This window comes from Streptomyces litchfieldiae, assembly GCF_031845365.1.
GTDB classification, from domain to species: domain Bacteria; phylum Actinomycetota; class Actinomycetes; order Streptomycetales; family Streptomycetaceae; genus Streptomyces; species Streptomyces litchfieldiae.
This window is the reverse complement of sequence record NZ_JAVREL010000001.1, coordinates 450,657-463,399: the sequence shown is the minus strand read 5'-3', so window position 1 is coordinate 463,399 and position 12,743 is coordinate 450,657. Positions and strand designations below refer to the sequence as shown.

16 protein-coding genes, 1 tRNA gene and 2 pseudogenes are annotated in these 12,743 nt (G+C 70.6%); 12 read left to right on the top strand and 7 right to left on the bottom strand.

All coding sequences use genetic code 11. The features are described from left to right. Positions 1 to 16: 16 nt before the first annotated feature. From RM590_RS02135 to RM590_RS02125, 3 genes are all read right to left on the bottom strand, one after another. Entirely contained in the window at positions 17 to 673 is a 657-nt protein-coding gene (locus RM590_RS02135; RefSeq protein WP_311702584.1) for a hypothetical protein, read from the bottom strand. Between the two features lie 144 nt (positions 674 to 817). Further along, positions 818 to 1,819 carry an NAD(P)/FAD-dependent oxidoreductase gene (locus tag RM590_RS02130; protein WP_311702583.1) on the bottom strand — a complete coding sequence of 334 codons (1,002 nt, stop codon included), beginning with the start codon at positions 1,817 to 1,819 and terminating at the stop codon, positions 818 to 820. Between the two features lie 39 nt (positions 1,820 to 1,858). Next, positions 1,859 to 2,623 carry an SDR family NAD(P)-dependent oxidoreductase gene (locus RM590_RS02125; protein ID WP_311702582.1) on the bottom strand — a complete coding sequence of 255 codons (765 nt, stop codon included), beginning with the start codon at positions 2,621 to 2,623 and terminating at the stop codon, positions 1,859 to 1,861. 159 nt (positions 2,624 to 2,782) lie between these two features. Here RM590_RS02125 and RM590_RS02120 point away from each other — a divergent pair, with 159 nt between their 5' ends. The 4 genes from RM590_RS02120 to RM590_RS02110 all read left to right on the top strand — a co-directional run bounded on the left by RM590_RS02120 (position 2,783) and on the right by RM590_RS02110 (position 4,230). Beyond that, positions 2,783 to 3,022, top strand: coding sequence for a hypothetical protein (locus RM590_RS02120; protein WP_311702581.1), 240 nt, complete (start codon positions 2,783 to 2,785; stop codon positions 3,020 to 3,022). Between the two features lie 28 nt (positions 3,023 to 3,050). Next, a complete protein-coding gene (locus tag RM590_RS35940; protein ID WP_394813758.1) occupies positions 3,051 to 3,188 on the top strand; it encodes a LexA family protein in 138 nt (45 codons plus the stop codon). Between the two features lie 175 nt (positions 3,189 to 3,363). Continuing rightward, positions 3,364 to 3,921, top strand: coding sequence for an AAA family ATPase (locus RM590_RS02115; RefSeq protein ID WP_311702579.1), 558 nt, complete (start codon positions 3,364 to 3,366; stop codon positions 3,919 to 3,921). A 135-nt stretch (positions 3,922 to 4,056) separates the two neighbouring features. Continuing rightward, complete coding sequence (locus RM590_RS02110; protein ID WP_311702578.1) at positions 4,057 to 4,230, top strand: hypothetical protein; 174 nt, start codon at positions 4,057 to 4,059, stop codon at positions 4,228 to 4,230. 81 nt (positions 4,231 to 4,311) lie between these two features. On the opposite strand, the gene RM590_RS02105 is transcribed toward RM590_RS02110, so the two are convergent. Next, entirely contained in the window at positions 4,312 to 4,743 is a 432-nt protein-coding gene (locus tag RM590_RS02105; protein ID WP_311702576.1) for an Lrp/AsnC family transcriptional regulator, read from the bottom strand. A gap of 206 nt (positions 4,744 to 4,949) precedes the next feature. Between RM590_RS02105 and RM590_RS02100 the strand changes: the two genes are divergently transcribed. After that, positions 4,950 to 5,768 carry an EamA family transporter gene (locus RM590_RS02100; RefSeq protein WP_311702574.1) on the top strand — a complete coding sequence of 273 codons (819 nt, stop codon included), beginning with the start codon at positions 4,950 to 4,952 and terminating at the stop codon, positions 5,766 to 5,768. A 69-nt stretch (positions 5,769 to 5,837) separates the two neighbouring features. Here the strand turns inward: RM590_RS02100 and RM590_RS02095 are convergent. Together RM590_RS02095 and RM590_RS02090 are read right to left on the bottom strand one after the other, a co-directional pair. Further along, positions 5,838 to 6,104 (bottom strand): annotated as a pseudogene (locus RM590_RS02095) (IS630 family transposase); the annotation flags it as partial. Between the two features lie 11 nt (positions 6,105 to 6,115). Then, positions 6,116 to 6,280: pseudogene (locus RM590_RS02090) on the bottom strand (IS982 family transposase); the annotation flags it as partial. A gap of 216 nt (positions 6,281 to 6,496) precedes the next feature. Between RM590_RS02090 and RM590_RS02085 the strand changes: the two are divergent. The 3 genes from RM590_RS02085 (at position 6,497) to RM590_RS02075 (ending at position 8,022) form a co-directional block, all read left to right on the top strand. After that, on the top strand, positions 6,497 to 6,952 hold the full coding sequence (locus RM590_RS02085) for a hypothetical protein (protein WP_311702573.1): 456 nt from the start codon (positions 6,497 to 6,499) through the stop codon (positions 6,950 to 6,952). A 9-nt stretch (positions 6,953 to 6,961) separates the two neighbouring features. Continuing rightward, positions 6,962 to 7,174: a hypothetical protein gene (locus RM590_RS02080; RefSeq protein ID WP_311702572.1), complete on the top strand. Its 213-nt coding sequence runs from the start codon at positions 6,962 to 6,964 to the stop codon at positions 7,172 to 7,174. A gap of 482 nt (positions 7,175 to 7,656) precedes the next feature. Then, a complete protein-coding gene (locus RM590_RS02075; RefSeq protein WP_311702571.1) occupies positions 7,657 to 8,022 on the top strand; it encodes a sugar phosphate isomerase/epimerase family protein in 366 nt (121 codons plus the stop codon). Between the two features lie 447 nt (positions 8,023 to 8,469). Here the strand turns inward: RM590_RS02075 and RM590_RS02070 are convergent. Then, positions 8,470 to 8,541 (bottom strand) — tRNA-Arg (locus tag RM590_RS02070). A 158-nt stretch (positions 8,542 to 8,699) separates the two neighbouring features. Between RM590_RS02070 and RM590_RS02065 the strand changes: the two genes are divergently transcribed. The 4 genes from RM590_RS02065 (at position 8,700) to RM590_RS02050 (ending at position 12,701) form a co-directional block, all read left to right on the top strand. Continuing rightward, positions 8,700 to 9,134 (top strand): response regulator, encoded by a 435-nt coding sequence (locus RM590_RS02065; protein ID WP_311702570.1) that lies wholly within the window; start codon positions 8,700 to 8,702, stop codon positions 9,132 to 9,134. Next, positions 9,131 to 9,880, top strand: coding sequence for a DALR anticodon-binding domain-containing protein (locus RM590_RS02060; RefSeq protein ID WP_311702569.1), 750 nt, complete (start codon positions 9,131 to 9,133; stop codon positions 9,878 to 9,880). Before RM590_RS02065 ends, RM590_RS02060 begins: the two co-directional genes overlap by 4 nt. Before the next feature lie 23 nt (positions 9,881 to 9,903). Continuing rightward, on the top strand, positions 9,904 to 11,295 hold the full coding sequence (gene lysA, locus RM590_RS02055; RefSeq protein ID WP_311702568.1) for a diaminopimelate decarboxylase: 1,392 nt from the start codon (positions 9,904 to 9,906) through the stop codon (positions 11,293 to 11,295). Positions 11,296 to 11,408: 113 nt separating this feature from the next. Further along, positions 11,409 to 12,701, top strand: coding sequence for a homoserine dehydrogenase (locus tag RM590_RS02050; protein ID WP_311702566.1), 1,293 nt, complete (start codon positions 11,409 to 11,411; stop codon positions 12,699 to 12,701). Positions 12,702 to 12,743: the final 42 nt, after the last annotated feature.

The window sequence follows — 12,743 nt, the reverse complement described above, 5'->3', positions numbered from 1 at the left end:
TCCCCGTGGTGCCGTATCAGCGCAGGGAGGTCAGCGCCACGATCAGCGCCACGACCATGAGGACTGGCACCAGCATCGCCGCCACCGCGAAGCCGGTCAGGATGGGGCGCGCCTCGAAAAATGGGACGATCTCCGGGTATGTCCTGGTGAGTTGGCGCGCTGTGACCGGCTGATCGGGGCCGCTCTGGGGGAGCCCGAGGTGGCCGGCCAGCCGGTCCAGGTCCTCCGGGGCATACGCGCCACCGTTGAGCCGGACGATGACCCTGCCCCGGGCGTCGAGCACGAACACCACGGGGAAGATCATTCCCCGGGGCGGAATGAGCGTCGCCCGCACCACGTGCGCCGCCTCCGCCCGGGGGCGCAGGCGGCGGCGGAACACACCGATGGTCTCGATCTGGTGCTCGGTCACGACGACGCGGATCCGGGACGCGCGCATCCACAGCAGCACGCACGCCGCCGTCTCGACCACGACGGTGGCCACCAGCGCCGGCGCCCCGCCCAGAGCACCCGCGGGAGACAGGAACACGAGACCGCACACGACCGCCACGACCAGGATCGCCCAGCGCAGCCGAGCGGCCGGGCGGAGCAGCAGGGGCGCCGCTCCCGCCTGCGGCGGTGCGGGCCACGGCCCGCCCGGGTGTCGGTGCCCGTACTCAGTCGATTCCCCGCGCATGTCTCCAGCGTGACACAGGGGCGCACACGCCGAGTACCTCCCGGGCGTTCAACTCCGGGCGCGCGCACCGCCTTCGCGCGGAGCACCGCCCGATGCCCGGCGGCCTGCTGCCGCCCCCGGAAGCACCCGTGCGGAGCGTGGCGTTCATTCGGCGGCGACAGCCTGCCCATCGGAGCGGGGGAAGAAGGGGAACTCGATGTGGACGCGGTCGGCGGCGGCGAGGATCTGCCGGGCGTCGTCGACCGGCGGGTGGATGGCGTGGTTGATGCGCTTCTTGATCTCTGCCCCTTCGGCACCGGAGGCCATGACCTTGCGGTCCCAGCCCCGGGTGAACACCGCGCCGGCGCCGCCCAGGGCCAGGCAGGTGACGTACGGTCCGGGGGTGAAGTCGCGCAGCGGCGCGCCGAGCAGGTCGGCCGTCGCGTTGTACCCGGCGACCTTGCCGAGCGGGGTGGCGTGCTGGCATGCCTGCATGACCGTGTGGTCGGCGTCGAATGCGGCTGCGGCCGTGTCCCCGGCGGCGAACACTTCGGGAAGGGCGCGCAGGTGCCGGTCCACCGGCACCCGGCCCAGGTGGTCGAGCTCATCAGCGATCTGCCGGGTGAGCTCGCTGGCCCGGATCCCGACGGACCAGACCACCGCGTCCGCCTCGACCTTGGTGCCGTCGGACAGGACCGCGTGCCCGTCGCCGACCTCATTCACCGTCGTTCCGAGGCGGCGTTCGACGCCCAGCGCGTCCAGTGCCGCCTCGATCTCCGCGCGCGGGCCCGGACCGAGCTGGTCTCCGACCACCGGGGAGCGGTCCACCAGCGACACTCGGCCACGGGCGGCAAGTTCCGTCGCCGCCTCCAGGCCGACGAACCCGGCGCCGACAACCACGGCACGGTAGTCCGTCCGGTCGCGCAGGTGGGCGGCGAGCCGCGCGGCCCCGTCCAGGGTGTCGATATCGAAGAGCCGATCGGCGCCGGGCAGGTCCCGGGGCGGTACGAGCGCGCTGCCCGCGGCCAGCACCAAGCGGTCGTAACAGCCGAGGGTCCGGCCAACGGGCCTTTTGAGCTCGTCTCTCGGTAGTTTCTCGCGTGCCGTGTCTCGTTGTTCTGTCGTTTCCTCGCCGTCTGACGAGCCGCCCGTTGTCCCGCCGGTCACCGGCCGGTCGGCTTCGGCCGTGCGGTTCCCGCTGGCCGGTCACTGTGCGGTCCAGCCTCCGTCGACGGAGACGAGCGCGCCGGTGATGAAGCTGGCAGCGTCGGAGGCGAGAAAGGCGACGGTCTCCGCGACCTCTGCGGGCCGGCCGATGCGGCCGATGGGGTGCGCGGCGCCGAAAGAGGCGAGCATCTCGCGGCCGTTGTCCACGACGCCCTCCATGATGTCGGTGTCGATGACGCCGGGGAGCACGGCGTTCGAACGGATGCACTTCGGGCCGCCCTCGATCGCCAGGACCCGAGTGATTTGGGTGAGAGCGCCCTTGGAGGCGGCGTATGCGGTCTGGGTGGGGAAGGCGACGACGGAGGAGACGGAGGCGATGGACACGATCGCACCGCCGCCGGCGGCTTCCACGGCCCGGAACGCCTCGCGGGCCTGGACGAAGTTGCCCCGGGCGTTGACCCGCAGGATCGCGTCGAAGTCCTCGACGCCGGTCTCGGTGACCGGCTTGTTCAGGGTGCGGCCGGCGTTGTTGACCAGGATGTCGAGCCGTCCGAACCGCTCGACGGCCAGCGCGGCCGTGGCGCGGGCCAGGTCCTCGTCGGCGACGTCGCCGACGAGCCCGGCGACGTTCCCGGGGTCGTCGTCGACGAGCCTCAGGACCGCCTCGGCCCAGTCGGTGACGACCAGGCGGGCGCCGCGCTCGCGCAGCAGGGTGGCGGTGGCGTGCCCGATGCCGCGGCTGGCGCCGGTGACGACGACCTTGTGGTCGGCCGGCGGCTGAATTCCTGTGCGGTTCGGCGTCATGGCACCGACTCTGGCGCGGCGCGGGTGGCGCGCGGCAGGACGCGTTCTCCCTGGGAGCAGCACACCCACCCTCACGGGCAGCAGCGGCCGAGGCGATTGCACGTCACGCCACCCGAGTGGGACCCGCGCCACTAATCGAACATGTGGTTGAATCCGGGCATGGCGCTGTCCGACTTCCCCGCCGATCTGGTCCGCGACCAGCATGCCTGGAACCGTACGTACCAGGCGTTGGCCACCGCTGGGCCGCTGAATCACACCGCACTTCGCCGTCGGTTGATCCGGCTGTCCTGCCGGATCATGATTCATCCGTTCTGGGGCGACGGCCGGCGTTCGGCCACCTTGGGGGAACTACGCCGTCGGGCCCGGGACCATGAGCAGCCTGAGGGCACGAACAGGTGAGAGCGGCGACTGAGGGCAAGAGCAGATCGTGCACGCGATCCGCGACAGCATCGAGGATCGAGGTGAAGTCCCGACCATCCGCGAGCTCGCGCGGGCGGTCGGCCTGTCCAGTACTGGCTGGCACGAACAGCAAGCAGCGCTCCACTTGGGTCACGCTCTTCCCTGACACGGGCATCGTCGAGCACACCGCCGGGGTGCCCAACGGCGCCTCCCGGATCAGTGAGTCCGATGTCCGGGCAAGCCGTGACCACGTGACTGGTTGAGGGGTGGCGGTCGGCCTGGCGCGGGGCGTCTCTCAAACCGGAAATGGATTGCGGGCTCGCAGACGAGCTGGCACCGTCATGGGCGTGATTGAGTCCGGGGCCCCAGAATGCCTGATCGTCACCGGGATGCCGGCGGCCGGAAAGTCCACAGTGACTAGGCTGGTCGCCAGGCGGCTGGCCCGCTCCGCCCGGATCGACGGCGACGACCTCAACGAGATGATCCTCAGCGGCCGGGTCTGGGCCCTGGGCGAGCCCGCCGACGAAGCCGCGCGGCAAGTAGAGCTGTGCAACCGGAACCTGTGCACGCTGGCGAACAACTTCGCCGATGCCGGTTTCACGCCTGTGATCGACTGTGTGATTCCCACCCGTGAGCAGTTGGACTTCTTCCTCACTCTCCTTGCGCCTCGGCCGGTCCTGTTCGTCGTCCTCGCACCGGGCAGCGAGGTCTGCCGGTACCGCAACACGATCAGAGACCCTGAGCAGCGGTTCGATTTCGATGGCTATGAAGCACTCGATGCTGGGATGAGGCACGAATTCGGCCATGTCGGCTGGTGGTTCGATACCTCAGCCCTCTCACCCGAGCAGACCGCCGAGCAGATTGTCCGTGAGGCGCGTCACCGTGCGTTGGTGAAGTAGCTGGTGGGTTGGCCTGAGACGTCTGATCTGGCGTCGTTGGGCAGCGCCGCTCGACCGCCCGTTGCCTGTGTCACCGGGAGTACGACGGAGCAGATCGCTTACTCCGTGCCCGCGCGGGCGGGTACGACCGGGCCCATGCCCAGTGTTGCTCCGATTCGACGAGGCAGCCTGTATCGCCTCGCGATGGTCTTCCGCGACGCCGGCGAGCTCGCCGTCAAGCTCGCCGAGCCGAAGCGGTCGGGCGGCATCCGGCCCGTGGGTGGCGGCTTCGTCGTCGATACCGCGGAACCGGCGGCCGCCCTCGGCTGACGGGCCAGAACAGCCGTCAAGCGGCGTGACCGGACATCCCCGACGTCATCCGGCTCGCGGACAGTTCTCAGACCATCCACGTCACAACCCCGGCGTACGCGGTGGCACGGGGGTGGACTGGATGATGGAGGTGGTGGTCTGCCCGTGGAGGAGGAACCGGTCGAGGACCTCCTCGAACGTGTTGAGGTCGGTTGCGTGGACCTTGATCAGGAAGCAGTCTTCACCGGTGATGCGATGACACTCACTGACTTGCGGCAGGCTTCGCGCGAGGTCGACGATCTTCGGCAACTGCCCCGGGCCGGGGCGGACTCGGACGAAGGCGGCCACGGGATAGCCCAGCGCCGCCGGGTCCACGTCGAGGCGGTAGCCACGGATCACCTGGGCCTCACGCAGTCGCCGTACCCGGTCCCGGGCGGTGGGCACCGAGACCTCGACACGGCGGGCCAGCTCCGCTGTGGCCAGTCGGGGGTCTGCGTCGAGCTCGGCCAGAATGGCTCGGTCCACGGCATCCACATCTTCACCTTCGCGCTATCGGGAGCCGACTTACATCATTAATCATAAAGTATTTGACGGATCTGCTTGCTGGTTCGGGATAGTCCCGGTGTTGCTTGCCTGCGACCATCCTCCCCGTGGTCAATTCGCTCCCGCGCTTCCGTCCCGGTACCTCACCGTCACGCTTGCCCGCTGCTGCCGATCGCGTCCCGTCGTCGGCGTTCTTCGTGACGAGCGCGGTGTTCCACTACCTCGGCCCCGCCTGCGCGGTCCTCCTCTTCGCCCGTATCGACGTGCTGGGCGTGGCCTGGCTGCGAATAGCCTCGGCTGCGGTCGTCTTCGCCGTCTGGCGGCGCCCCTGGCGGGTGTGGGGCTCCTCCACCTGGCGGCAGCGTCGGCTGCTGCTGGCCCTTGGCGCCGTACTCGGGGTAATGAACAGTGTGTTCTACCTCGCTTTGGACCGGCTGCCGCTCGGCACGGTCGGAGCCATCGAGTTCCTCGGCCCCGTTCTCCTGGCGGCCGTCGGCGTCCGCTCCCGGCGCAACGTGCTCGCGCTCCTCCTGGCGGTCACCGGGATCTGTCTGCTCACCGATGTGCACCTCGTCGATGAACCGCTCGGCCTGGCACTCGCCTTCGGCAACTGTGTGCTGTTCACGTTCTACGTGATCCTCGGTCACCGTCTCGCCGGGGACGGTGGTGCGTCGGGCATCGACCGTCTCGGCGCCTCGATGCTGATCGCGATGATCGTGGTCGCCCCTGTCGGGATCACCGGCGCCGCCGTCACCGTCACCACGCCGGTTCTCCTGGCGGCCGCGTTCGGCGTGGGGATCTGCTCGTCCGTTGTCCCCTACGTCTGCGATCAGCTCGCCATGGCCCGCGTCTCCCGGGCGGCCTTTGCGCTCATGCTGTCCCTGCTCCCCGCCACCGCGGCGATCATCGGCATCGTCGTCCTTGTCCAGATCCCCTCCTGGCTCGAAGCCGTCGGCATCGCCCTGGTCATCACCGGAGTCGCGGTCCACCAGGAACGGAGCGAGACAACCACATGAAATGCGTCAGGGGACGAGAACGCGGTCCAGCCGGTCGTGCGCCGAGCCGCCGAAGCCGGACGGTAGGTGTCAGGCAACGTTCGCCCGCGCGGCCACTCTTCGTAGGCGCTGGTCGTCGGCGTGGCGATTTCGCCAGATGATGCAGCGGCGGATCATGCTGCCCTGCTCCATGTGGCTTGCGTGGTCGGTGCCGTCCTGCGCGAAGTAGCGCAGGGCGGTGAACTGGGCCTCGATGCGGTCCAGCCAGGAGCTGTTGGTCGGCGTGTAGGCGAACTCGACGTTGTTGACTGCGGTCCAGTCACCGACTCGCTGGCATTTCTCCGTGGTCAAGTGCGGGAGAAGTTGTCGAGCAGGTCCAGCAGGGTCTCGTGTTCGTCGGCCTTCGCCCCGGTCAGGGCAATGGCGATCGGGAGGCCCTGCAGGGTGCACGCCAGGTGCAGGTGCAGGACCGAAAAGAAGCGGCTGTGGTTGGCGCGGTGCCCGTACTCGGCCCATCCGGCCAGTAGCGTGCGGAGCAGTTGAGGCGCGGCTTGAGGTGCTTCGAAGTCTCCGGACGCGTGCAACGCGCTCACCTGCACGGCGACGGGGCTCCTCGTCCCGCGCACGGAACTCACGGGGATCATTCGGGGCGGGAACATCGGCGCGCAGCGTTCCGTGGACATCGACATCACCGACACCGGAGGCGCGAACTCCCGGACACCTGGACGATCGGGGCCCGGCTCACCCCGGTGTACGGCAACGCCGCCGGTACGAACCGGCCGTTGCCGGTCAACGGCGAGTGGACCCCCACCGACTGCGTGGTGACGCTGCCGGAGGCGGGCGTGTACCTGGTGACGCTGCCGGAGGCGGGCGTGTACCGGGTCACGGGTAGGGCGGTGGGGCAGATCTGTGCAACCGCCAGGTTCAGTACCAACGTGTGGGTCTCGTTCGGCCTGCAGCGCGACGATGCCACCGTCCTGGTCGGCTACGGCCTGGTCCAGCACCAGTACGGTTTCCCGGCGGCCGGCAACGGTTACCAGGCGTGCCACTCCGGGCAGGGCTCCATCTCGGTGAACGTCGTCATGGGCGACCGGGCCACCATCCGTGTCGTGGGAGTCGCCGAAGGCCGCGTGGCCGCCGAGAGCACCATCGAGCGCGTTGAGCTGCGGGCGCCTCGCATCACGTGGAACAAGATGCCCGACTAGGAGTACGACGTGGGCGACGACAGCACGCAGACCTCGGCCCCGGCCACCGGCCCGCACGCGCGCTACTTCACCAAGGACGGCGAAGGCATCCAGGCCGTGTACAACCTCCGCGACGCCACCGCATACCGGGAACTGGGGTATCAGGAAACCGACGAGCAGGCCTACCTCGCGAGCCTGCCCGACCCTGTTGACGGGCCCTGCCGGAAGCAGATGCCCAACTGAAGCAGGCTCAGTCGAAGCCATCGCCACAGGCATGGGCCTCGACCACGAGGCGGTCCGGGCACGATCGTGCCCCCGAAGCGGCAAACCACCCCTCAACGGCTTGCCGCGCGGCGGCCGCCGCCGGCTTCACGGGTATCGGCCTGCACATCGACGATTACCAGCGGATGCGAGCAGCCGGAGCGAGCGACGAGTCCCTACGCAGGCTGCTCGGCACGCATGGACTTGCCCTGCGCGAAATCGAGTTCCTTGGCGGCTGGGCCACGGCGGACCCGAAGGCGGTAACCTCGCCACCGTCGGCGCTCTCGGCCACGCCTTCCGCCCCCATCACGTCACAGCGGGCGAGTTCACCGGCGACGAACTCGACATCACCGCCGCAGGTGCCCGGCTTCGTGCGATCTGTGACGCCGTCGCCGAACACGGTCTGCACGTCGCAGTCGAGACATTCCCCTGGTCCGGCCTGAAGGACGTGGCCACCGCGCGCGGTGCTGGAGGCGTCGGGTGCCCCCAATGCCGGACTGATGATCGACATCTGGCACTTCTACAACAGCCGCTCGACCCTCGCCGACCTCACCGGCTTGCCCCCGGACCGCATCACGGCCGTCCAACTCAACGACGGCCGCATCGTGCATGACGACTTCCTAGCCGAGGCACGACGCGGCCGCCTGTTGCCGGGCGACGGCGAACTGGACGTCACGGGCCTGCTGCTGGGCCTGCACGAACGCGGCTTCCGCGGCCCCTACTGCGTCGAGGTCAACTACCCCGGCTACCGGGACCTCCCCGTCGACGAGATGGCCACCCAGGCGTTCATGAAGGCATCCGCCGCCCTGGAGGTGCTTCCCACCCACTGAGCCCGCCTGGTCCACCGGACACCCGCGGCCCGCTCTCGACGAGGCATCACTGAGTATCCCGGAACACCGTGGAGTGCAGCTGGTAGTCGTTGGCAAGGTTGTCCGTGCGCATGCCGCAGGCGCCCGAATGCCTTCGGGGCACCCGTCCCGTGCCCGTTCAGCTCGGTGACCCAGCTCAGGCAGGGACGGACGGCGCATCACCGATGGGGCCGACCCGGTGGCTTTGTTCTCATGAACTGGGCTTCCCCTGGGGTTCACACCCGCGCAAACATCGCATTCTTCATGGACTGTCCATGATCAGGCTGCTGACCTGGACTTTCTGTCAGAAGATGCTGTTTGAGGGAGCCACGATCTGTCTATCGCGACATATAACCCAGATGGCCTGGCTGCCTTCGAGAAGTAGGCCAAAATGCGGCCTGATCTGCGAAAACGCAGGTGCTAAGTGGGTGCCCCCGGCAGGATTCGAACCTGCGCACACGGCTCCGGAGGCCGTTGCTCTATCCCCTGAGCTACGGGGGCGCTGTTGCCCTTGTTGGGGCGACGGGAAGAACCCTACCAGCTCACCGGAGGGGTCCCGCACCCGTGTTTCCCGTACGTGGGTGCGGGGTGCGCTACTCCCGGGTACAAGTTCGGCAAAGGCCGGGCGCGCGGTGGGGAAGGCGCTTACGCTGGGGTGCGTGCCAGGCACTCCCGGCCGGGTCCTCGTCGTTGACGACAGCCAGGTCATCCGGCAGTTGATCAAGGTCAACCTCGAACTGGACGGTTTCGAGGTCATGACCGCTTCCGACGGCGCCGAGTGCCTGGAGATCGTGCATCACTTCCGGCCCGATGTGATCACCCTCGATCTGGCCATGCCCCGGCTCGACGGGCTGCGGACCGTCGGGCGGCTGCGGGTGGATCCGCGGACCGCGGAGATTCCGCTCGTGCTCGTCAGTGCCAGCGCCGGGCGGGAGCCGCCGCGGGGGATCGACGCCGTGCTGGCCAAGCCGTTCGAGCCGGCCGAGCTCGTCGGGCTCGTGCGCCGGCTGTGCGAGGAGGGGCGGGCGGGCGTCGTCCAGCTCGCGAAATCGCTGGCGGAGTGTCGGCACACCTCTCGTACGCTTGCTCCGTGACACCCGCCCAGCTCTCCCAGGCCGTACTGCGCTCCGCGCGTGACCTCGGCCTGGCCGGCGTTCCCGAGCGCGCGCAGCTTCGGCCGCGCGGGGAGCGGGGGTGGGGGACCGGCATCGCGCTGCGGCTCGCCGGGGCCGCCGGGGTGCCGGCCGTCGAGGTGGCGCGGGGGCTGCGGGAGCGGCTCGCGGACGCCGTGGGGGTGCGGGACGTCGAGGTGGACGGGCGCGGGTTTCTCACCATCCGGCTGGGCGAGGAGGCCGACGCCGCGCTGCTGCGCGAGATCCTGGACCGGCCCCGGCCCGCCGCCCTGCCCGAGGATCCGGCGCGGGACGCCGCCCGGTGGGTGGCCGCGGCCGGGGGGAACGACGCGCTGGCGCAGCGGGACGAGAACCCGTTGTTCCGGGTGCGCTACGCGCACGCGCGCAGCCGGGCGCTGCTGCGCGGGGGGCGCGCGCTGGGGCTGACGCCCGAGCCGGGGGCCGCGCCGTTCGCGCACCCGCGTGAGCGGGCGCTGCTGGCGGCGCTCGGGGAGCAGGCCCTGGGGGAAGAGGTGTGGTCGGTGCGGCGGTTGGTGCTGATCGCCGACGCCTTCCTGGAGGTGGAACGCGCTCGGTCCGCGCTGCCCGTCGGGGACGAGAAACCCGGGGCCGCCCACCGCGCCCGGCTGGCCCTCGCCCAGGCCGCCGGGGCGGTGCTGGCCGGCGGCCTGCACCGGCTGGGCATCAGCGCGCCCGATCACATGTGAGAACAGATAGAGGTTTGTACGTCATGAGCCGTTCCGCCCACCCCGCCGGGCCCCGTCACGCCGATGTGCTGCCCGAGGGGCACTACTTCGCGCCGCCCGCCGATCTCAACCACCTCGACCCCAAGGTCTGGGCCCGCACCGTGACCCGGGGCGCCGACGGCGCCGTCCGCGTGGCCGGCGTCGGCGTCGGGGAGCTGGCCGAGGCGCACGGGACGCCGGCCTATGTCCTCGACGAGGCCGACTTCCGGGCGCGCTGCCGCGCCTGGCGCGAGGCGTTCGGGCCGGACGCCGACGTCTTCTACGCCGGGAAGGCGTTCCTCTCCCGGGCCGTGGTGCGCTGGCTGACCGAGGAGGGGCTGAACGTCGACGTCTGCTCCGGCGGTGAGCTGGCCACCGCGCTGGCCGGCGGCATGCCGCCCGAGCGCATCGCGCTGCACGGCAACAACAAGTCCGCGCACGAGATCGACCGGGCCGTCGCGGCCGGCGTGGGCCGGATCGTGCTGGACTCGTTCGAGGAGATCGAACGGGTCGCCGCCGCGGCCGGGCGGAGCGGCGTGCGGCAGCGCGTGCAGATCCGGGTGACGGTGGGCGTCGAGGCGCACACGCACGAGTTCATCGCGACCGCGCACGAGGACCAGAAGTTCGGCCTGGGGCTGGCGGACGGCACGGCTGCCGAGGCGGTGCGGCGCGTGCTGGCGCGGCCCGCGCTGGAACTGATCGGGCTGCACAGTCACATCGGGTCGCAGATCTTCGACATGGCCGGCTTCGAGGTGTCGGCGCGGCGCGTGGTGGGGCTGCTGCGCGCCGTGCGCGACGAGCACGGGATCGAGCTGCCGGAGATCGACCTCGGCGGTGGCCTGGGCATCGCGTACACCTCCGACGACGACCCGCGGGAGCCGCACGAGATCGGCAAGGCGCTGGGCGAGATCGTCGCCAAGGAGTGCGAGGCGGCCGGGCTGGCGGTGCCGCGGCTGTCGGTGGAGCCGGGGCGCGCGATCGTGGGACCCAGCGCGTTCACGCTCTACGAGGTGGGCACGGTCAAGCCGCTCACGGGACTGCGCACCTATGTGAGCGTTGACGGCGGGATGTCGGACAATATTCGTACGGCCCTGTACGACGCGGAATACTCCGTGGTGCTGGCGTCCCGCGTCTCCACGGCCGCGCCGATGCTGGTGCGCGTCGTCGGGAAGCACTGCGAGAGCGGGGACATCGTCGTCCGGGACGCCTACCTGCCGTCCGACGTGGCGCCCGGCGACCTGCTCGCGGTGCCCGCGACCGGCGCGTACTGCCGCTCGATGGCGAGCAACTACAACCACACGCCGCGCCCGCCCGTGGTCGCGGTGGCGGACGGGACGGCGCGGGAGATCGTGCGGCGGGAGACCGAGGAGGATCTGCTGCGGCTCGACGTCGGGTGAGCCGCCCGGATTCCCGGGGGACGGCTCGTCCGCATACTGAACGCCCGGCGGGGGCTTCCCGCCGGGTGCATGAGACTGATGGTTCCGAATGTGAGCGGAAAGGCGAGGTCCGGATGGTGCGCACTCGTCCGTTGAAGGTGGCGCTGCTTGGCTGCGGAGTGGTCGGCTCGCAGGTGGCCCGCCTGATGACGACGCACGCCGACGACCTCGCCGCGCGGATCGGCGCGCCGGTCGAGCTGGCCGGGGTCGCCGTCCGCCGCCCCGCGAAGGCGCGCGGGCACGTCGACCCGGAGCTGATCACCACGGACGCCACCGGCCTGGTCACCCGGGGTGACATCGACGTCGTGGTCGAGCTGATCGGCGGCATCGAGCCGGCCAGGACGCTGATCAACGCCGCGTTCGAGAGCGGCGCGAGCGTCGTCACCGCGAACAAGGCGCTGCTCGCCAAGGACGGCCCGGCGCTGTACGCCGCGGCGGAGAAACAGGCGGCGGACCTGTACTTCGAGGCGTCGGTCGCGGGCGCGATCCCGCTGCTACGGCCGTTGCGCGAGTCGCTGGCGGGCGACACCGTCAACCGCGTCCTCGGCATCGTCAACGGCACGACCAACTTCATCCTGGACCGCATGGAGTCCAGCGGCGCCGGCTACGGCGAGGCGCTCGCCGAGGCCACCGCCCTGGGCTACGCCGAGGCCGACCCCTCCGCGGATGTGGAGGGCTTCGACGCCGCGGCCAAGGCCGCGATCCTGGCCGGGATCGCCTTCCACACCCGGGTGGGCCTGGACGACGTCCACCGCGAGGGCATCACCGAGATCACCGCCGCCGATGTCGCCTCGGCGCGCCAGATGGGCTGCACGGTCAAGCTGCTGGCCATCTGCGAACGGGCCGGTGACGGGCGGTCGGTGACGGCGCGCGTGCACCCGGCGATGATCCCGCTGAGCCACCCGCTGGCGAACGTGCGCGAGGCGTACAACGCGGTGTTCGTCGAGGCGGAGTCCGCCGGCCAGCTCATGTTCTACGGGCCGGGCGCGGGCGGTGTGCCGACCGCGTCGGCGGTGCTCGGCGACCTGGTGGCCGCCTGCCGGAACAGGCTCAACGGGGGCCTGGGCCCGGGCGAGTCGGCGTACGCGCAGCTCCCGGTGAGCCCGATGGGCGAGGTCGTCACGCGCTACCACATCAGCCTGGACGTGGTGGACAAGCCCGGCGTGCTGGCGCAGTGCGCCATGGTCTTCGCCGATCACGGGGTGTCGATCGACACCGTCCGGCAGACCGGCAAGGACGGCGAGGCGCAGCTCGTCGTCGTGACGCACCGGGCGACCGACGCCGCGCTGGGCGCGACGGTCGAGGCGTTGCGCAGACTGGATACCGTGCATGGGGTCGCGAGCACCATGCGGGTCGAAGGTGAGTGACGGCGTGGCCGGCACCCTTCGCGCGAGCCAGGACTCCCGCCC

Excerpts from the sequence above, each read along its gene's own strand:
- RM590_RS02135 (WP_311702584.1), bottom strand. The coding sequence starts at position 673 with ATGCGCGGGGAATCGACTGAGTACGGGCACCGACACCCGGGCGGGCCG.
- RM590_RS02125 (WP_311702582.1), bottom strand. The coding sequence starts at position 2,623 with ATGACGCCGAACCGCACAGGAATTCAGCCGCCGGCCGACCACAAGGTC.
- RM590_RS02120 (WP_311702581.1), top strand. The coding sequence starts at position 2,783 with ATGGCGCTGTCCGACTTCCCCGCCGATCTGGTCCGCGACCAGCATGCC.
- RM590_RS02115 (WP_311702579.1), top strand. The coding sequence starts at position 3,364 with ATGGGCGTGATTGAGTCCGGGGCCCCAGAATGCCTGATCGTCACCGGG.
- RM590_RS02110 (WP_311702578.1), top strand. The coding sequence starts at position 4,057 with ATGCCCAGTGTTGCTCCGATTCGACGAGGCAGCCTGTATCGCCTCGCG.
- lysA (WP_311702568.1), top strand. The coding sequence starts at position 9,904 with ATGAGCCGTTCCGCCCACCCCGCCGGGCCCCGTCACGCCGATGTGCTG.
- RM590_RS02050 (WP_311702566.1), top strand. The coding sequence starts at position 11,409 with ATGGTGCGCACTCGTCCGTTGAAGGTGGCGCTGCTTGGCTGCGGAGTG.